Consider the following 20,592-nt stretch of genomic DNA (forward strand, 5'->3'; position numbering starts at 1 on the left):
ATTGCCAGATTTATTCACTCCAGATTTATTCACTAGAGAAGAGGAAAAAACATGCGTCCACTACAAGAACGTATTATTGAAGAATTAAAAGTAGCCCCAACTATCGATCCGGAAACCGAAATCCGTCGAACTGTTGATTTTCTAAAAGACTATTTAAAACAATACCCATTCTTGAAGAGTCTGGTGCTAGGCATTTCTGGGGGCCAAGATTCTACCTTAGCTGGTACCTTGTGCCAAATCGCCATCAATGAAATGCGTGAAGAAACGGGCGTTCAAGCATACAAATTCATCGCAGTTCGTTTGCCATATGGTAACCAAGCTGATGAACAAGATGCTATGGATGCGATTGCTTTCATGGATGCTGATCAAACGGTCCGCGTGAACATCAAACCAGGTGTAGATGCAATGGTAGCAGAACTTGCAGAGGGTGGCGTAACTGTTTCTGATTTTAACAAAGGGAACATTAAAGCGCGTCAACGTATGATCGTGCAATATGCGATTGCCGGAGAAAACGCGGGTGTGGTCGTCGGTACAGACCATGCTGCGGAAGCAATCACTGGTTTTTATACAAAATTTGGAGACGGCGCCGCAGACATTACACCAATTTGGCGTCTAAACAAACGTCAAGGTCGTCAAATCTTAGCCTATTTAGAAGCGCCAGAACATCTATATGTGAAAGTACCTACAGCCGACTTGGAGGAAGAGCGTCCAGGTCTTGCTGACGAAGTTGCACTTGGCGTAACTTATAATGATATCGATGATTACTTAGAAGGCAAAGATATTAACACAGAAGCTGCAGAAAAAATTGAAGCATGGTTCACCAAAACAGAACATAAACGTGCATTACCAATCACTGTTTATGATCAATGGTGGAGAAACTAGGTTTACATTTTCAAACGATAATCCATCATAATCAATAGAAGAGGATAAGTGTCTTAATTGGCGCTTATCCTTTTTAATATATTCAGCTAATTTCATTAAACATAGACAGCTCACTCGTACTTTTAACGATATTATACCTTCAAATTAAAGGGAACTTTACCTAGAAACAAAGTGAACACATAATTGTTTTGTTTTTGAGCATTTTTTTTCAATTTCAGAAATTTAGACAGCCTTTGAGTAAAGTTTCAACCTGTTATTCGTTAGCGCTTTCGAATGTATCCAGAGAGCGTATAATTCTATATGTGAAAAGGGACACAAACAAATAATTAAGAGGCGTGGCATTAAAATGGAAATTACATTAACAGATCAAACAGCAGTTATCTTTGGTGCAGGCCGTGGTATTGGGGAAGCAATGGCAACCGTGTTTGCTGATGCAGGTGCAACAGTATATGTTACTGATTTAATTGAAGAAAATAGTAAAGCACTCGCTGAAGAATTAAAAGCAGCTGGCCATAAAGCTGTTGGCGTTAAATGTGATGTTTCAAGTTATGATGATGTAGATGCTGTGTTAGCGCAAGCTGAAGAAGAAACTGGGCGTCTTGATATTATTATCAACAATGCGGGAATTGTTGGTTTAGATTCATTCTTAGAAACTAGCCAAGAAGCTATCCAAAAAATCATCAATGTAAACCTAATGGGTGCTAACAATGGTATGCAAGCTGGTATCAAACGTATGATGAAATACGATCAAGGTAAAATTATTAATACAGCTTCATTCGCTGGTCGTCACGCGATGAAAGAAGGCTTCGCACATTATGGTATGACGAAAGCAGCCGTAATTTACTTAACACAAGCTGCGGCTTATGCAGGTGCAGATCACAATATCAACGTGAATGCTATTTGCCCTGGTATCATTCGTTCTCAAATGTGGGAAACAATTCTAGAAAGTTATGAACAAGCAGGCCAAGACAAAGAAACAGCTTGGAAAGAAAGCTTGAAACATTTTATCCCATTAAAACGTGGTGACCAAAAAGCGGAAGATATCGCGTATACAGCCTTGTTCTTGGCATCGCCATTAGCAGATCATATCACTGGTCAAGCGATTAAGGTTGATGGTGGCGCAGCAATGAACTAATCTTTTACAGAAAAAATAGCTTCACTTAATGCTAACAAAATAAACTATTGGCAATCAAAAAGCCCAGGACAACTATCAAATGTCCTGGGCTTTTGTGTTAAGCGAATATACTTTGTATAGATTAATAGAATACAGTTGCCACAATAATAACAGCAATCAAGGCAAGTACATTGGCACCTGTTACGGCAATGAAGATGTTCTTGAAGCTATTTTTGTGATTCAAACCAGCTAATGCCAAGAAAGAGATAATCCCACCACTATGTGGCATAACAGCCAGCGTTGAAGAGGCAATGGCTGCAACTCTGTGGATGACTTGTGGATCAAGACCCATATCGATATAGGTTTGGCCAAATGCTTCCATGACGATACCCAATGAACCAGTTGCAGAGGCAGTAATTCCACCAAATAAGGCTGATGCAAATGATAATGAAATCAATGGATTGCTTGACATATTCAAGATGAAATCTGAAATGAAGCTAAATCCTGGTGCTAAGGTAATGATTACCCCAAAGGCTACAGCAGAACCAGTTAATAACATAGGGATAATACCTGAGTTTGCACCTTCATTAATGACTTGTTTTTGTGAGTCGATTTCTTTATTGAATAAGATTGCTGACAAAATAATAGCCACCGCTAGTGAAATTAAGACGATATTTTCTACTTTGTAGAATGATCCTACAAGGTTAATCACGATTAACACAGCAATTGGTGTGATAGAACGAGCGAATGAAGGTCGTGCTTCGTGAGTGATTTCAACATCGTTACCAGTATAGTAGTCGGCGAATGTTTCATTTTTTGCCAGACTCTTGTCCATTGCATATTTCATGTACCATAAACCAAATAACAAAGCGACAACAGAACCGACAATTCCTAGTACGGGTGCTGCCGTTAAGGTTGTGCCTAAGTATGCAGTTGGTACAACGTTTTGAATAGATGGTGTACCAGGTAGCATGGTCATGGTAAAGGTACCCAAACCTAATTCAATCGGAATCGCAACCATGTTCCAGGCGATATTCAATTTCTTGAATAATGGTTTTGCAAGTGGAATCAAGACAAAGATTACCACGTAAAGGCTGACGCCACCGTAAGTTAGCAGGGCTGTAATCAATAGTAAAGCAACCAGTACCGAATAAGGTTTTTCAGTACCTGTTAATTTCAAGATTTGGTTGGCAATGGATTCTGCCGCACCACTTTTATCCGTATATTTAGCTAAAATAGCTCCCAATAAGAAAACGGCAAAGAATTTCAAGATGAAGCCAGTCAAACCGGTTAAATATGAAGCCTCGCTGCCTAAAAGGGCAGTTGAAATGCTCATACCGTTGGTTAAAATAACAATTAATGAAGCAATTGGTGCAGCTACTAAGATGTTTAAGTTCTTAGCAGTAGAGTAGATGATACAGGCGATAGCTATAATGATACCGCTGATTTGTAATAAGTCCATGTGAATTCCTTCCTAAAGAAAAATTGCCTAAAAAAAGAATTGATGGTGTACCACCAATTCCTTTATAGCTTATATATTATATCCTTTTTTAAACGGATTAGTCGAATATTTTACCAGGATTCAATAGTCCTTTTGGATCCAAGGCTTTTTTGATTGAACGAAGTACGTTTAGGTAAGCTTCATCCTTAAAGTATGGTAAATATTCTTTCTTTTCAAGACCAATACCGTGCTCAGCTGACAGTAAACCACCTTGTTTGGCAACGTATGGGAATAAATCATTTTCGTAGTCTTCTTTTAATTTTTCCCATTCTTCGTCAGTTTGATCTTCGCGTAACACACAGATGTGGATGTTACCATCACCGGCATGGCCGAAGAAACCAGTTTGAACGTTATATTTGGCACCCAGACGTTTACCTTCGTGCACTAAGTCAGTGAATAAGTGGTTTGGTACAACTGGATCGTACATTTTCCAGTCACCATTGTGAACGATACCGTTTAAGATATTGTCACGAATTTCCCACATTTCTTTGGCTTCGGTTTCAGAAAGTTCACGTGTTTCAATAGCACCAGCTTTTTTGCCTAAGGCTTGGACAGCTTGTAATTGGAAATCTAAACCATCAGCAGCGTTATCAGCAACTGTTGCTAATAAGAAGGCTTCACCTTTCACTTCTGGCATTTTTTTGTTGATGAATTTTTCAGAGTAGTGGATACCTGATTCTTCCAACAATTCCAAAGCGATTGGTTGTACAGGTGATTTGATGACTTCAAAAATTGCATTCGATACGCCATCTAAGCTTTCAAATCCCATGATTAAAGATTTTTCATAGGCAGGTCTTGCAATTAATTTCAATTGTAATTCAGTGATGATACCTAACGTACCTTCAGCACCGATGAAAATGTCTTTCAGGTCATAAGCTGTCGCATCTTTTTTATTTGAAGAACCGACGTGGATTGTTTCTCCACTTGCTAAAACGACATCGTAACCACGGATATTATCACGCGTTACACCGTATTTGATTGCACGCATACCACCAGCATTAGTAGAAGCGTTACCACCAACAGAGGCATTTTTGTTACCTGGGTCAGGTGCGTAGAAGTATGATGTCTTTTCTAGGAAATCTCTGATTTGGAATAAAGTCACACCAGCTTGAACATTTAAAGTTAATGTTTGTTCATCCAAAGATAGGATTTTATCCATTTTTTCCATACTGATTAACCAGCTTCATCTTGTGGATATGTCGCACTAGTTAAACCTGTTTGACGTCCAATGGTGATGACTTTTTTGTTTTCAGCATCAGCTTTTTTCACAAATTCGGCAACTTCTTCCGTTGAAGTTGGGAAAGCAATCAGTGCTGCTGAACCTGGTTCATCTTCTGCCATATAAGTTTTTAGATACTTATCGGCAACTGTTTTTTCAATTTCCATTCTTTGACCTCCTATTTGTAAATGCTTGCATCATTAATAGTCTACCAAATACTAATAAAAATCAATATTGAATCAAAAATACCTAAAAATTATGCATTGATCGGTAAATCGACATAGATTTCGTCGCCGATTTCAAATTTCACTTGACCTGATGTTAAATTAATTAAACTATTTTGTACTTTATCTAGTTCATTTGTAGGGATACCTAGATGGAAAGTCACATCCGCCAAATAGCTGGTATCCAATAATTGATAGGTGGACTCTTCAATCCAATGTTCCACTTTGCCACTCAAAGTATAGGCAACTTCGATCGCTAATTGTGTTTGTAATTTACGCTCTACCTGACCAATAGCATCCAAACCTTCGGAAACGGCCGATGAATAAGCGCGAATTAAACCACCCGAACCTAATTTGGTACCACCAAAATAGCGTGTTACTACCACCACGATATTTTTTAGGTCACGTTGTTTTAATACTTCAAGCATTGGTACACCGGCAGTACCGGATGGTTCACCGTCATCTAAAGCACGTTGTATTTCATTGTTATCACCAATTTGAAAGGCAACACAATTATGCGTCGCTTTGTAATGTTCTTTACGAATCGCTTCAATAAATTCAATTGCTTCTGCTTCAGAAAAGACGCGCTTGGCATTGCAGATAAATCTAGATCCTTTTACATCAATTTCATGGGTGCCACCTTGGGCGACGACCGTACGGTATTCAATCATTATTTAACACTCCTCAGTTGAACAGTTTTTCATAAGTTGAGCCTAGCATATTTACCACAATTTCGCTAACAAGTAAGTTTTATAATTAAAGTGATAATTTGCGATTGAAAAGGCTTTTCTACATATATATGTCGAAATTTTACTTGAGTTTTGATAGAATGATTGATATGTTATTCTTTCGATGTTTGAACGAAAGAACAGTCAGTATTCAGAGATTTAGGGATAAAGGGGAATCATTCATGTCAATTGCCATTGTTACGGATAGTACGGCTTATCTTACGGACGAATTTGTTCGTAAGCACGATATTACAGTACTACCATTAACCATTACTTTTAGTGATGGATCATATCTAGACAATATCGATATCTCAACTGATGCCTTCTATGACAAAATGGCGACCCTTGACGAGATCCCAACCAGTTCCCAACCAGCTCCAGGTATTGTAAAAGAAGCCTTCGAACGCCTTGCAAAGACTCATGACGAGATTATTGCTATCACCTTATCGAAGGGGATTTCAGGCACCTACCAAACCTTTACCATGATTGGGAATCAGGTGGCGGAAGACACAGGAGTTCGTGTAAAGGTCTACAATTCTGGTATTTCCTTGGTTGGCCAAGCCTTCTATGTATATGAAGCAGTCCGCTTGCGTGACCTTGGTTACACAGCTATGGACATTCTACCAAAATTAGATGCACTAAAATGTACGACAGATGCCTACTTCTCAGTAGATAACCTAGGTCACTTGGCCAAGGGTGGGCGTATTAACCCAGGGGCTGCTAGTATTGGTAACCTGCTACAGGTGAAGCCAATTTTGCATTTTGATGACGGGTTGATTAATGTATTCGAAAAGGTACGTACGCATAAGAAAACAGTGCGTCGTATTACTGAATTATTTGAAGAATCCTATCAAAAGAACCCGCAATTGCGGGTGGCAATTGTTGGGGACGATGCAACACCGCAAGTTCAATCCTTGGTGGCTTACTTTAAAACAGCACATCCAGATCTACTACTGGAAAGAACACCTGTTGGACCAGTGATTGGGACACATTTAGGCCCTAATGCTTTATGCCTTAGCCTGGTGTGAAGATACAACAAAAAGCATATAAATAATGAGTGAAGCGAGGTTGGGACAAATGGTTCCAGCCTCTTTTGCTGTATTGTGAAGCATATTATTACAGCATAATTCAAGATACTTGATAAAAGAGCAAAATTTTATAGGATAGAATTTCATATTATAAATAAATGGCTAATTTTATAATATGACGATGGGTACTTTATAGCAGGGGAAAATTTATCAATAATGGGGTTATATTTGCTAAAAAAATATCATATTTTATAGAACCGCAATTTATTCTAGATAAAAACGCCCAAAATTCTAGAATGACAGTCTCATTCTAGAATCGCAGTTTTCTCAACAAGTGTAAGACAACTAGTCCTCGGTAATGGTCCTATATTTTTGTCGCAGGTTTATTTTTTTGCGGTAATTTGTTTTTCTTCACGTATATATATAGTGAGGGGAGGCAGGAAGATGGATTTTGCAGCACAAATGGAAGGACGCCTAGTAACCGCCAAAGAGTTAGGTGCTAGTGAGCATCAGCTGAAGGACATAAATCAGGGTGGGCTAATTGTTATGCCGGCAATTCAAGTTGTGGGGAAATACAAGACCTGTCAACGATGTGGTAATCAGCGTGATTTCATAGAAAATAGCTGTAACTGTGGAAATACTTGTTTTTATTGTCTGCAGTGCCTCGCTTTTGGCAAATTACGTACTTGCGACTTACTTTATCATCTGCCAGCAAGTGAACAAGCCTATCCTTGGGCACAGGACGCATCCTATTTGGCTTGGTCAGGACAATTATCAATGCAGCAAACGCAGGCTTCTCAAGAAATTTGTGATAGCTACCAGCAAAGGAAGGGGAAACATTTGGTCTGGGCGGTTACCGGTGCTGGAAAGACAGAGATGGTGTTTCAAGCGATTGACATCGCCTTAAGGGCGGGTAAGAAAGTTGCTATCGCGACACCTAGGATTGATGTAGCCAATGAATTAGCACCACGTTTTCAAGTAGCTTTCCCTAAAATTGCCATTCAAGTACTACATGGTCAGTCTGAACAAGTATATGACCACCAAGTAGCGATGACAGTCTGTTCCACCCATCAATTGATTCGCTTTCGCCAAGCCTTTGATTTACTGATTATCGATGAAATTGATGCCTTCCCCTATGATGGGGATCCCATGTTATATCAGGCAAGTGAAGGTGCGGTAACAACGTCGGGCACACAAATTTTACTAACAGCCACGCCGAATAGAACACAATTGACAGCCATTGAACAGAAAAAGTTGGCAGTGTCTATCTTGCCAGCCCGCTATCATCGCCATCATTTACCTGTACCCAAGCATATGTGGGTGGGGGATTGGCGGTCAACCATTCAGAAGGGTAAAATCCCTAAAATATTCAAACACTTGTTGTTCAATCTGATAGCAAGCAAACGGCGTGTGCTAGTTTTTGTCCCCCATATTGCGTATATGTTGCAGCTAGTCAAAAGCTGTCGTGGCGTTTTTCATGGCTACCACTTTGAATCAGTATCATCAAAAGATCCTGACCGAGTTAGGAAAGTACAAGCTATGCGGGATGGTGCGTATGATTTTCTCTTTTCAACAACGATTTTAGAGCGGGGCGTGACCTTTGCGGATATCGATGTGATTGTTTTAGGTAGTGAAGACCGAACGTATACAACAGCATCCTTAGTACAAATAGCTGGTCGAGTGGGACGTAAAGCCGAATTTCCGAAGGGTAGTGTTTACTTGCTACATTATGGTAAAACCAAGGCATCAATGGGGGCAATTAGACAAATTAAAAGTATGAACCGACAAGCGCGTGAGCGGGGCTTAATCGATGATTGAGGTAAATAATGGGCGAATCGAGCGAACCCCTACATGCCTTATTTGTCAGGAAGGCATGTCAGACACGTTGACCCTAAAACAATTGCTTTCATGGTCAAAAATAGATCAGCCTTTGTTTTGTCAATGCTGTTTAGCGGGATTCAGTAAGATAGAGGGCGTGACTTGCGGTCAGTGTGGTCGGGAAATGCTAGAAGAAGACCGGGAACACTGGGTTGATGGTATTTGCCGTGATTGCCAGCGCTGGCGTCATTTTCACAAATGGACCTTTCGACATCAATCAATCTACCATTATAATGCAGTTTTTAAGCAATGGCTGGTAGTGCTTAAGGGACAGGGGGATATTCGGGGGCGTTATCTATTTAAAAGTGATTTACAAAGTATATATAGAAGGAATCGCCAAACGATTTGGGTGCCAATGCCTTCTTCTAGTGGAAAAGTATCCAATCGCGGCTTTAATCAAACGGTTTTGCTATTAGAAGGGGCGAACATTTCCTTTATGGACCTCTTAGAAATGAAGGCATCGTCTACTAAACAAGTATACAAAAGCCGATTGGACCGATTGAAAGATATGGATAAAATTCAAGTAAAGCAAGATAGTGGTATTGAACATTTAGACAGGGGGCAAAATATTCTTTTATTTGATGATGTGTATACAACGGGTACGACCATGTATTCAGCTTATAAAGCCTTATCAGATATGGGCTTTACCCATATTCAAGGATTGAGTTTGGCTAGATAATCTTTCATAAATGACAAGTGTCTTATTTGTATAAGAAAGCGATTTCGAGTATAATTAATATACTATAAAGAAGCAGAAAATGCTTCCCGGTAAATGTATTTACTGGTAGAAAGGATGAAAAATTATGTTTACATATAATGTCCGCGGTGAGAATATTGAGATTACGCCAGCAATTAGAGAGTACGCTGAAAAGAAAATCTCTAAAATAGAGCGCTTCTTTACGAATTCACCAGATGCAACTGTTTATGTAAATGCTAAAGTTTATCCGAACAAGGATGCCAAAGCAGAAGTTACGATTCCTTTAACAGGTGGCTTAACTTTACGTGCAGAAGAAACGTCTCAAGATTTATACGGATCTATCGATTTAGTGGTAGATAAGTTAGAGCGTCAAGTACGTAAGTATAAAACCAAAATGAACCGTAAATCTCGTGAAGGCGAAGGTTTAACGGAAGCAGTGAACATTCAAGTGGAAGCTGACCGTCAAGAATTTGAAGCAGGTGAAGACACTTCAAATGAACAAATCAAAATTGTTCGTCGCAAAACCTTGTCTATTAAACCAATGACTGCTGAAGAAGCCGTTCTTCAAATGGAAATGCTAGGCCACAATTTCTTCATCTTTGAAGATGCAGAAACTGGTAAGGGCGCGTTAGTTTACGCTCGTCGTAAAGGTTCTTATGGTCTAATTGCTATTGAAGAAGATGCTGATGAAGCATAGAAACACTTCTTTCTAACGTTATATCAAGGAGGGTAGGATATCATGTCCTACTCTCTTTTTTGTATTTACGGTCATTTACAAGGGATATTTCGAAAAACCTTAATGAATAGTGGTTTTAATGACAAAATTTTAATGCTATCATATAATAGAATATAAAAGATTGGGATAGTGGGCACTAAACGATTACAAAAAGCCCACAAAATCAACATTTATCCAAGTTTCTAACATCGAAGGAGAAAATAATGGCTAACGTATTAAAGAAAATCTTTGATAATCAAAAGAAAGATTTGAAAAAATTCAATAAACAAGCAAAACAAGTCGAGGCTTTAGAGGATCGATTTGCCAAATATACTGATGACCAATTAAAAGACATGACTAAGTCTTTCCAAGATCGTTTGGCTTTGGGCGAAGACCTTGAAGATATTTTAATTGAAGCTTTTGCGACAGTTCGTGAAGGGGCGAAACGTGTACTAGGTTTATTCCCATACCACGTACAAATCATGGGTGGTTTGGCACTACACTACGGTAATATCGCTGAAATGAAAACTGGTGAAGGTAAAACGTTGACCGAAACAATGCCTGTATATCTAAATGCCCTAACAGGCAAAGGTGTGCACGTGGTTACAGTTAATGACTATTTAGCAAGCCGTGACTCGGCACAAATGGGTGAGTTATACCGTTTCCTAGGGTTGACAGTTGGGCTAAACCAAGCAGGTATGAATAATGACGAAAAACGTGCAGCTTATGCATGTGACGTTACTTATTCAACTAATAATGAGTTAGGGTTCGATTACTTGCGTGACAACATGGTCGTTTACAAACGACAAATGGTGCAACGTCCATTGTACTATGCAGTTGTCGATGAAGTTGACTCTATCTTGATTGATGAGGCACGTACACCATTAATCATTTCAAACCAAGCGGAACAATCTACTGCCCTATATCAACGCGCGGATTATTTTGCCAAGAGTTTAAAAGAGGATGAAGACTATATTATCGATGTATCTTCAAAAACGATTGCCCTAACTGAATCTGGTATTGAAAAAGCAGAAGACGTATTCCATGTAAAAAACCTTTACGATATTGAAAATGGTCGATTAATTCACCATATCGATACTGCTTTACGTGCCAACTACATCATGATTTTAAACATCGACTATGTTGTGGTTGATGGTGAAGTAAAAATCGTTGATGGTTTTACCGGCCGTATTATGGAAGGGCGCCGATTCTCTGATGGTTTACACCAAGGGATTGAAGCCAAAGAAAATGTTGCCATTCAAAATGAATCAAAAACGATGGCAACCATCACTTTCCAAAACTACTTCAGAATGTACGAAAAATTATCAGGTATGACTGGTACAGCGAAGACTGAAGAAGAAGAATTCCGTGAAATTTACAATATGAACGTTATTCAAATTCCAACAAACAAACCGGTTATTCGTGAAGATAAATCGGATGTATTATATCCAAACTTAAAATCTAAATTTAAGGCGGTTGTGGCAGATATTAAGGATCGTCATGAAAAAGGCCAACCCGTACTAGTTGGTACGGTTGCCGTTGAAACATCTGAAATGCTTTCAGCTGAATTAGACCGCATGGGCATTAAACATAATGTATTGAATGCCAAAAACCATGAACGTGAAGCCCAAATTGTCGCAGATGCGGGTCAACAAGGTGCTGTCACAATTGCCACTAATATGGCTGGTCGTGGTACCGATATTAAACTTGGCCCTGGTGTGAGAGAATTAGGCGGTCTGGCTGTAATTGGTACAGAACGTCATGAATCTCGTCGTATTGATAATCAGTTACGTGGTCGTGCTGGTCGTCAAGGTGACCCTGGTTACTCTCGTTTCTATTTATCATTAGAAGATGACGTTATGCGTCGTTTCGGTTCTGAACGCATCCAACAACTATGGGAAAGCCTAAATATTGACCAAGACGATCCAGATATGGTTATTGAATCAAAAATGATTACACGTCAAGTTGAAGGTGCACAAATTCGTGTTGAAGGGAATAACTACGATACACGTAAAAATGTCCTTGAATATGATGAAGTAATGCGTCAACAACGTGATATTATTTACGCACAACGTTTTGAAGTAATTTCTGCTGAAGAATCATTAGATGATGTGATCTGGCCAATGATTGAACGTACAATTCAACGTCAAGTTGATTTATATACATCTGGTGACAAGGCTGACTGGAACTTAGAAGCACTTGCTGATTTCGCGGAAACAAGCCTTTATCGTAATACCAAAGTAGCGATTGAAGATTTAGAAGGTAAGAATCCTAAAGAAATTACTGCTTACATTACAAACATGGCAGCAGACCGTTTTAACCAAAAACTAGATTCAATCAATAATAAAGATTTGGCACTAGAATTTGAAAAAGTAGTCATCTTGCGTGCAGTAGATGGTCACTGGACTGACCATATCGATGCAATGGATCAATTGCGTCAAGGTGTGGGTCTACGTGCCTATGCTCAAAATAATCCATTGGTAGAATACCAATCTGAAGGTTTTGAACGCTTCAATGAAATGATTGCGGGTATCGAATATGATGCAACACGTATGTTTATGCAATCAGAAATTCGTCAAAATATAGACCGTAGCCAAGCATAAACACAACATTTTATAAATCACTAGAGACTAAACACGGTATCATATCTGAATGATCAGGTTTGGTCTCTATGTTTTTATGAGGAGAGAACGACAAATGGAACAATATGAAATAAATGCCTTATTAGAACAAAATAAATCTCAAATCGATAGCTTCAGGGGGTCTCTTTGACTTAGATAAATTAGAAGCCGATTTGGCAGCACTAGAAAGTGAAATGGTCCAACCAGGATTTTGGGATAACTCTGAAAAGGCGCAAGCTGTCATTGACCAAAATAACAACCTGAAGAAAATCTATGACAACTTTAATGATTTAGCTGCTGAGTGGGAAAATCTATCCATTCTAAATGATATGGTCAAAGAAGAACCGGATGCTGAATTACAAGCTGAATTAGAGGAAGGGATTACTGCCTATCAAAGTAAAATTTCGGCCTATGAACGTAATATTTTACTAAGTGGGGAATATGACCATAATGATGCGCTATTAGAAATTCATCCAGGTGCCGGTGGTACTGAATCCCAAGATTGGGCAAGTATGCTACTGAGAATGTACCAAAGATGGGCTGAACAACATGATTACCAGGTAACAACATTGGAATATCAAAACGGTGATGAAGCGGGTATTAAATCGGTAACCCTTGAGATTAAGGGGCTAAATGCCTATGGTTTTTTGCGTTCTGAAGATGGTATCCATCGTCTCGTGCGTATCTCCCCATTTGATTCAAATAACCGTCGTCATACATCATTTGCATCGGTTGAAATTATGCCCGTATTAGATCAAAATACGGAAATTGATATAGATGAATCTGATATTCAAATGGATGTTTTCCGTGCATCGGGTGCCGGTGGTCAACATATTAATAAAACATCATCAGCTGTTCGGTTAACCCATGTGCCGACGGGTATCGTGGTAGCGTCTCAAAGTCAACGTTCGCAATTCCAAAATAGGGATACTGCGATGAAAATGTTGCAAGCAAAACTAGCGCATTTACTTGCTGAAAAGAATGCGAAAGAATTGGATGAAATTCGCGGTGAGAAAGCTGAAATTGCTTGGGGTTCGCAAATTCGTTCTTATGTTTTCCATCCATATAATATGGTCAAGGACCATCGTACTGGCCATGAAACGGCTAACGTTCAGGGGGTAATGGATGGCGATTTAGACGGCTTTATAGATGCTTATTTAAAAGGGCAACTAAGCGAGGATGACACGACGGTATAAAAGTCGGTGTCAGCTGGTTTGTGTGAGCAAAAGGCTGGCAGTTCTTTTTTTACAGGACTGGCGATATTTTCAAATGACAAGTATTCGTTATATAATAAGGTGAAAGCGCATGTGTGAATCAATTGCTGGGGTTTAGCTGGGGAAGCTAAAAAATCCTCAAATTTTCTTTGGAGGAAACGAATGAAAAAAGTATTAATTGTGGATGATGAGCAATCTATCCTAACTTTATTGAAATATAGTCTAGAAAAAGAGGGTTACGAAGTGATTCAGGCGGAGGACGGTCAAACGGGTTTTGATATCGCTATGAATAATGACCTGGATTTTATTATTTTGGACTTAATGTTGCCTAAAATGGATGGTATGGATGTATGTAAAAATCTGCGGTTAAATAAGGTAAATACACCGATTTTAATGTTAACAGCTAAAGATGATGAACTTGAACGTATCATCGGTTTAGAATTAGGTGCAGATGATTATATAACCAAGCCATTCAGCCCCCGTGAAGTCTTAGCACGTATGAAGGCTATTTTGCGTCGTGCGTCTTATTCAGCGTCAAATGTTGTCGTTGAAAAAAATAATGAAAAGCATGAAATTACCCTAACGAAAGATTCAGTAGGTAACTACAAAGACGAAGACGTCGAAATCATCCGAGCAGGTGACATTGAAATCCACGTTAACGACTATGTGGTATACGTGCGCGGTGAATCTATCGAAATGACACCAAAGGAATTTGAATTACTTACCTATATGGCGCGTCGTGTGAACCGTACGCTGTCTAGAGAGCAGCTATTACAAAAATTGTGGCGTTTTGACTATGCGGGCGAAACGCGTATTGTGGATGTTCACGTAAGTCATTTGCGCGAAAAAATCGAACGAGACACCAAAAACCCAGAATATATTATTACTGTACGTGGATTCGGCTATAAATTCGAGGTACCAATCTAATGCAAAAATTGATTCAAAGCATAACAACAGTGTTCGCACTGTTGTTTATTTTATATAGTGTCATCTTTGCCATTACCGTAAATAATTTTGTGTCTGAAACAGTGAATACTGAAGTTCAAAATACCTTGGTAAATGTTGTATCAACGATTAGACCAAGTTTCCGTTCTGTGGAAGCTGAGGATTTAGAGAACAATACCAATGAATTTAGGGAACTCAAGCAAATCATTCAACCCATGGTAAATCTCAACGACCGCATCTTGGTTTATACTGCGGATGGTAATCGCGTCTACAGCATGGGCAATGAGCAATTGTCCAATGATGCCGCCTTTAGAGATTATGAAGCAGACATGGATAATCGTTTTGAACAAGAACGTACCGAAGAAAATTCAGTGATCTATTCCTATACAGAACGTATTTCAAATTCCAAAGGGGAAGTGTTGGGATATATACAGGTCCTTCGTAATTTTCCAATGAATGAGCAAATTCAAGACAACATTACCAAAATTGCCGTCTTGATGGGCTTGGGGGCAGTATTTTTACTTGTAGCATTTTTCATGCATTTTAATCGCAAAATGTACTTGCCAATGGCTGCGATTAATGATCAACTGACCCACATGGCCAATAATGATTATGTCGTACAATATAAGAATGTGGATATCGAGGAATTCGATGAAATTGGTGAGAATATCAATATTTTAGCGGATGAATTAGCCGCTCAAGAATTTCAAATTTCAAGCCAATCCCATAGGATGAATAAACTGGTGGAGGCTATGATGTTGGGTGTTGTGATGGTCGACAAAGACCATACGATTCAATTAGCCAATCCAGCTGTCTATGATATTTTAGGTTTGGATGAACAAATTGAAGGGCGTCGTTTTGAAGAGGTATTACAATCCTATCGTCTCATTCAAATGTTGAATCAAGCATCTAAAACCAAACAAAAAATTAATGAAGAAATCTATTTATACTATCCGCGCGAAGTCATTTTAGATGTTAATATTATCTATTTAAGTGCTCAGGAAATGGATGTTGCCTACAATCCTGATAACGACTATGACCATGAAGGTAGCGATGCTTCAGAACAAATCATCCTGTTAATTTACGATATTACTGATATCCGCAGATTGGAAAAAGTACGAAGTGACTTTATTTCTAATGCCTCTCATGAGTTGAAGACGCCGGTAACCGCCTTGCAAGGATTTTCGGAAACACTCCTAGACGGCGCCATCGAGGATCACGATACAGCAATCGAATTCGTTAAAATTATGCAAAAAGAAAGTAACCGACTTGGTTCTTTAATCCAGGATATATTAGACCTAGCCAAAATCGAACAAGATCAAGTACAACAAAAATTTGAATTACTGGTTGCGGAAGACGTTGTAAATGATGTGTTCCAACATCTAAGCGGACGAGCACAAGCAAAATCGATAGATTTACGTCTGATCAATCCAAGCGGGCAATCCGTCCACTTTAGAGGTGATAAGGGCCGGGTCATGCAAGTGCTAACAAATCTAGTACATAATGCAATTATCTACAATAACCCATATGGCTATGTAGAAGTTACAATTGGGGAAGAAGAGGATTTCGTTCGTTATGATGTAAGCGATAATGGTTTAGGAATCCCTCAAGAAGATTTACCACGTATTTTTGAGCGCTTTTACCGTGTGAGCAAAGACCGTTCTACCGCTTCAGGAGGAACTGGCTTAGGGCTCTCCATTGTGCGGAATATCTTAGAGCACATGAATGGACATATTGAAGTAGAAAGCGTCTTTGGTGAAGGTACTCACTTTACGGTATACATTCCTAAGGTAGTTGTTGAAGCGTTTAATGAAGACGTCGAAGATGACGAGGATGATGAATAGTTAGGTCAAATTGTGAAGAGAAAATAGGTTTGGTGCACTAAAATGAGCATTCTTTAATTCAATTTACAAAACCTTTACAATTAATTTACATAAACCCACCATATTTACATTTAAACATCTCATATTTTTACAATCGTTCTATATAATAAGCATTGTAATCGTTTGGAACTATGTTTTATGGATAAAGAAAAGAAAAGGTGGAAATATTAAATGACTTTCAACAAGTTTTCTAAATTAGTTTTAGCTTTAGGTGCATCTGCTGCATTAGCTGCATGTGGTAACTCTGCATCAACTGAAGAATCATCAGCTGCATCTTCAACTGAAGGATCTTCAGCAGAAGCTACAAACGCTGTTACAGGTGCTATTTCAGTAATCTCTCGTGAAGAAGGTTCTGGTACTCGTGACGCTTTCATCGAAGCAACTGGCGTAAAAGCAGATGACGTTGATAGCACAACTCCTGCTGCAACTATCATGAACGGTACTGACCAAGTAATCACAGCTGTAGCTGATGATCCAAATGCAATTGGTTATATCTCTTTAGGTTCATTAAATGACACAGTTAAAGCTGTAGCTGTTGATGGTGTTGCTGCTACTGAAGAAGCTGTAGCTGATGGTTCTTACGCTATTTCTCGTCCATTCAACATTGTATACCAAGGCGAATTAGAAGGCGTTGTAGCTGACTTCTATGACTTCATCTTCTCTCAAGAAGGTCAAGCAATTGTATTAGAAGAAGGTTACGTACAAGCTGATGCTGAAGCAGCTGCTTACGAAGGTGACGGTTCTCAATCTGGTTCAATCAACGTTGTAGGTTCAACTTCAGTTTCTCCAGTAATGGAAAAAATTGCTGAAGCTTACCAAGAAGCTAACCCAGATGTTCAAGTAAACATCACTTCTAATGGTTCATCTGCAGGTGTTACTGCTGCTGCTGAAGGTACTGCTGACTTAGGTATGGCTTCTCGTGCATTAGCTGAAGACGAAACTGATGTAACTGCTGAAGCAATCGCTACTGATGGTGTTGCAGTTATTGTTAACCCTGAAAATGGCTTAGAAGACATTTCATTAGAAACAATTAAAGGTATCTTTACTGGCGAAATCACTGACTGGGCTGACGTTAAATAATTAACACTCTTTAGTAACAACTAACGATTTATCTTATTAGAGCTGCTACTCCTATATAGTAGCGGCTCATTTTTTATTAATAGGGAAAGACGATTCTTTTCTATCAGATGAGGATTATGAAATTATGGGTGCAAATGCGCGTAGTAATACGTTATAATTCTTTGGTAGATATTTTTATTCAATTGAATTTGATAAGGAGAGCATATGAAACAAAATAATTTGTTGGAAAATGTCATGAAGTATGTCTTCATGTTTGCAGCCTTTACATCAATTCTTGCTTTATTAGCTATCTGTTACTTTATTTTCGCAAGAGGTATTCCTTTTATGGCCGACTATGGCTTAGGTAATTTCTTGTTCGGTGACACGTGGCAACCATCTCAAGAAGTGTTTGGGTTAGCACCAATGTTAGTAGGATCACTTTATGTAACACTCATTGCATTTGTCTTAGGGGTACCAACTGGTATTTTTACAGCAATGTTTATGGCTTACTATTGCCCACCGAAATTACATAAAATTTTAAAACCTGCAACAAACTTGATGTCAGGTATTCCTTCTATTGTATTTGGTTACTTTGGTTTACAAGTTTTAGTACCGGCTATTCGTTCACTTGCTAGAGCGTTAGGTTTTGCTTCAAATGGTATGAGTATCGCGACTGCAGGTATCGTATTAGCAATTATGATCTTACCTACTATTATTACAATGTCTGAATCTTCATTACGTGCAGTACCGAAAACTTATTATCAAGCATCTGTTGGTTTAGGTGCCGACCATGATCGAACTTCATATTCAATCATGATGCCCGCTGCTCGCTCAGGTATTTATTCATCAGTTATTCTAGGTATCGGTCGTGCTGTTGGTGAAACAATGGCCGTAGTAATGGTTGCTGGTAACCAAGCGATGTTCCCACAAGGACTATTCTTAGGAGCCCGTACCATGACAGCGAATATCATTTTGGAAATGGCTTACGCAACAGGTACACACCAAAGTGCATTGATTGCAACAGGTGCAGTATTGTTTGTAATTATCCTAATTATCAATGCAATCTTTGCATATGTGAAGAGAACGGGGGTAAATAACTAATGTCTAAAGTATTACGTGGATTCACTTATTTATCTGCAGCAATCACTTTTACTTCGTTAATTTGGATTATTGGTTACGTATTAGTATCAGGTATTCCACATTTAAGCCCTGAATTGTTCTCTTGGCATTATACAACTGACAACGTTTCAATGATGCCATCTATCATTACAACTTTATATGTCATTGGGGGCTCATTATTAATTGCCATTCCTTTTGGTGTATTTGCAGGGTTCTATTTGGTAGAATATGCTGGCAAGAATAATAAATGGGTAGAAGTAGTTCGTATTGCAACAGATACATTGACAGGTGTACCGTCAATCGTTTTTGGTTTATTCGGTATGTTAGCCTTTGTTACTGCTGCAAAATTGCAATATTCATTAATTTCTGGTATCTTAACCATGGCAATTATGGTATTACCGTTAATCATCCGTAATACTGAAGAAGCATTGATGTCAGTTAAAGACACATTGCGTCAAGCAAGTTTTGGTTTAGGTGCTGGTAAATTACGTACAATTTTCAAGATTGTATTGCCTATTGCAATGCCAGGTATTCTATCAGGTATCATCTTAGCAATTGGTCGTATTGTTGGTGAAACAGCTGCGCTAATGTATACATTAGGTACATCTACTTCACTACCAAACTCAATCTTTTCATCTGGACGTACTTTAGCTTTACATATGTATGTATTATCAAGTGAAGGTTTACATCGTGATCAAGCTAATGCAACCGGTGTTATCCTATTACTTGTTGTTTTGATTGTTAATGGTTTATCTACATGGCTATCGCAACAGTTTACAAAAGGAGAAAACAAATAATTATGGCTGAAAATAATTTAAAAGTTAAAATGAAAGCTGAAAACATGGATTTATTCTATGGCAATTTCAAAGCCTTAGAAGGGATTAACATGCCTATCTATGAAAAACAAGTTACAGCTTTAATTGGACCGTCAGGATCAGGTAAATCTACATTTATTAAGAGTTTAAACCGTATGAATGATTTAGTAGAGGGTTGCCAAGTAAAAGGTGAAATTACCTTAGACGGCAAAAATATTTATGACCGTGATGTAAACTTAAACCTATTACGTAAAAACGTAGGTATGGTTTTCCAACAACCAAATCCATTCCCAATGTCTATTTACGATAACATTGCTTACGGACCTCGTACACATGGTATCAAGGATAAAAATGAGCTGGATGAAATTGTTGAGAAATCTTTACGTGGCGCTGCTATTTGGGATGAGGTAAAAGATGACTTAAACAAGAGTGGTATGTCAATCTCTGGTGGTCAACAACAACGTGTATGTATCGCTCGTGCTTTAGCAGTAAAACCAGATGTTTTATTGATGGACGAACCTACATCTGCATTGGACCCAATTTCAACTTTAAAAGTAGAAGAATTGGTACAACAATTACGTGATGACTACACAATCGTTATCGTTACACACAATATGCAACAAGCTGCGCGTGTTTCTGACTACACAGGATTCTTCTATGCTGATCCAGAAACTGGCCCAGGTAAATCACACATCATTGAATTTGGTGAAACTGATCAAATCTTCAATAACCCAACAAATTCGCAAACTGCGGACTATGTTGCAGGTCGTTTTGGTTAATTCGATTTATTCTTATTTGACTACTCGGAGTCATCGACAATTGTGGCTCTTCGACATTTAATGTGGATAGCTTAATTTAAGCAAGAAACTTAAATTCATTTTATATGGATTTGAGTTTCTTTTTTATTTTAAATGAGATTTGATAAAAGAAGAACTATCTTTTTTGTCCTT

General features: G+C 38.6%; 18 protein-coding genes. 14 read left to right on the plus strand and 4 right to left on the minus strand.

The features are described 5' to 3' along the window. Window positions 1-51: 51 nt before the first annotated feature. Window positions 52-882 carry an ammonia-dependent NAD(+) synthetase gene (gene nadE, locus B9P78_RS04550; protein WP_094518343.1) on the plus strand — a complete coding sequence of 277 codons (831 nt, stop codon included), beginning with the start codon at window positions 52-54 and terminating at the stop codon, window positions 880-882. A 346-nt stretch (window positions 883-1,228) separates the two neighbouring features. After that, window positions 1,229-2,017 (plus strand): SDR family NAD(P)-dependent oxidoreductase, encoded by a 789-nt coding sequence (locus B9P78_RS04555; protein WP_094518344.1) that lies wholly within the window; start codon window positions 1,229-1,231, stop codon window positions 2,015-2,017. Between the two features lie 121 nt (window positions 2,018-2,138). Here B9P78_RS04555 and B9P78_RS04560 read toward each other — a convergent pair whose 3' ends face one another. The 4 genes from B9P78_RS04560 to B9P78_RS04570 all read right to left on the minus strand — a co-directional run bounded on the left by B9P78_RS04560 (window position 2,139) and on the right by B9P78_RS04570 (window position 5,611). Beyond that, entirely contained in the window at window positions 2,139-3,458 is a 1,320-nt protein-coding gene (locus B9P78_RS04560; RefSeq protein WP_094518345.1) for a GntP family permease, read from the minus strand. A 97-nt stretch (window positions 3,459-3,555) separates the two neighbouring features. Beyond that, a complete protein-coding gene (locus B9P78_RS04565; protein ID WP_233487713.1) occupies window positions 3,556-4,665 on the minus strand; it encodes an FAD-binding oxidoreductase in 1,110 nt (369 codons plus the stop codon). 5 nt (window positions 4,666-4,670) lie between these two features. Further along, window positions 4,671-4,883, minus strand: coding sequence for an FAD-dependent oxidoreductase (locus B9P78_RS10125; RefSeq protein ID WP_233487714.1), 213 nt, complete (start codon window positions 4,881-4,883; stop codon window positions 4,671-4,673). Window positions 4,884-4,972: 89 nt separating this feature from the next. Further along, window positions 4,973-5,611 carry a YigZ family protein gene (locus B9P78_RS04570; RefSeq protein WP_094518346.1) on the minus strand — a complete coding sequence of 213 codons (639 nt, stop codon included), beginning with the start codon at window positions 5,609-5,611 and terminating at the stop codon, window positions 4,973-4,975. Window positions 5,612-5,850: 239 nt separating this feature from the next. Here B9P78_RS04570 and B9P78_RS04575 point away from each other — a divergent pair, with 239 nt between their 5' ends. From B9P78_RS04575 to pstB, 12 genes are all read left to right on the plus strand, one after another. Then, a complete protein-coding gene (locus tag B9P78_RS04575) occupies window positions 5,851-6,696 on the plus strand; it encodes a DegV family protein (RefSeq protein WP_233487715.1) in 846 nt (281 codons plus the stop codon). 444 nt (window positions 6,697-7,140) lie between these two features. Next, complete coding sequence (locus B9P78_RS04580) at window positions 7,141-8,514, plus strand: DEAD/DEAH box helicase (protein WP_094518347.1); 1,374 nt, start codon at window positions 7,141-7,143, stop codon at window positions 8,512-8,514. A 184-nt stretch (window positions 8,515-8,698) separates the two neighbouring features. Next, window positions 8,699-9,253: a ComF family protein gene (locus tag B9P78_RS04585; RefSeq protein ID WP_148138578.1), complete on the plus strand. Its 555-nt coding sequence runs from the start codon at window positions 8,699-8,701 to the stop codon at window positions 9,251-9,253. Window positions 9,254-9,377: 124 nt separating this feature from the next. Further along, window positions 9,378-9,968, plus strand: coding sequence for a ribosome hibernation-promoting factor, HPF/YfiA family (hpf, locus tag B9P78_RS04590; RefSeq protein WP_094518349.1), 591 nt, complete (start codon window positions 9,378-9,380; stop codon window positions 9,966-9,968). 242 nt (window positions 9,969-10,210) lie between these two features. Then, entirely contained in the window at window positions 10,211-12,589 is a 2,379-nt protein-coding gene (secA, locus tag B9P78_RS04595) for a preprotein translocase subunit SecA (RefSeq protein ID WP_094518350.1), read from the plus strand. Window positions 12,590-12,683: 94 nt separating this feature from the next. Further along, window positions 12,684-13,803 (plus strand): peptide chain release factor 2 gene (gene prfB / locus B9P78_RS04600; protein WP_148138579.1). Its coding sequence is split into 2 segments (ribosomal slippage): window positions 12,684-12,755 and window positions 12,757-13,803, totalling 1,119 coding nucleotides; the frame shifts between segments, so codons are not numbered across the junction. A 180-nt stretch (window positions 13,804-13,983) separates the two neighbouring features. Next, the gene (locus tag B9P78_RS04605; RefSeq protein ID WP_094518352.1) at window positions 13,984-14,748 is read left to right on the plus strand and encodes a response regulator transcription factor; all 765 of its coding nucleotides are present in this window, start codon (window positions 13,984-13,986) and stop codon (window positions 14,746-14,748) included. Then, complete coding sequence (gene pnpS, locus B9P78_RS04610) at window positions 14,748-16,610, plus strand: two-component system histidine kinase PnpS (RefSeq protein ID WP_094518353.1); 1,863 nt, start codon at window positions 14,748-14,750, stop codon at window positions 16,608-16,610. Before B9P78_RS04605 ends, pnpS begins: the two co-directional genes overlap by 1 nt. Window positions 16,611-16,820: 210 nt before the next feature. Continuing rightward, on the plus strand, window positions 16,821-17,729 hold the full coding sequence (locus B9P78_RS04615) for a substrate-binding domain-containing protein (RefSeq protein WP_094518354.1): 909 nt from the start codon (window positions 16,821-16,823) through the stop codon (window positions 17,727-17,729). A gap of 204 nt (window positions 17,730-17,933) precedes the next feature. Further along, window positions 17,934-18,809, plus strand: a complete 876-nt coding sequence (pstC, locus tag B9P78_RS04620) for a phosphate ABC transporter permease subunit PstC (protein ID WP_094518355.1) — start codon at window positions 17,934-17,936, stop codon at window positions 18,807-18,809. Next, complete coding sequence (gene pstA, locus B9P78_RS04625) at window positions 18,809-19,624, plus strand: phosphate ABC transporter permease PstA (protein ID WP_094518356.1); 816 nt, start codon at window positions 18,809-18,811, stop codon at window positions 19,622-19,624. Before pstC ends, pstA begins: the two co-directional genes overlap by 1 nt. A gap of 29 nt (window positions 19,625-19,653) precedes the next feature. Beyond that, on the plus strand, window positions 19,654-20,421 hold the full coding sequence (gene pstB / locus B9P78_RS04630) for a phosphate ABC transporter ATP-binding protein PstB (RefSeq protein WP_199445731.1): 768 nt from the start codon (window positions 19,654-19,656) through the stop codon (window positions 20,419-20,421). The last annotated feature ends 171 nt before the right edge of the window (window positions 20,422-20,592 follow it).

The organism is Aerococcus sp. 1KP-2016, from assembly GCF_002252085.1.
Classification (GTDB): domain Bacteria; phylum Bacillota; class Bacilli; order Lactobacillales; family Aerococcaceae; genus Aerococcus.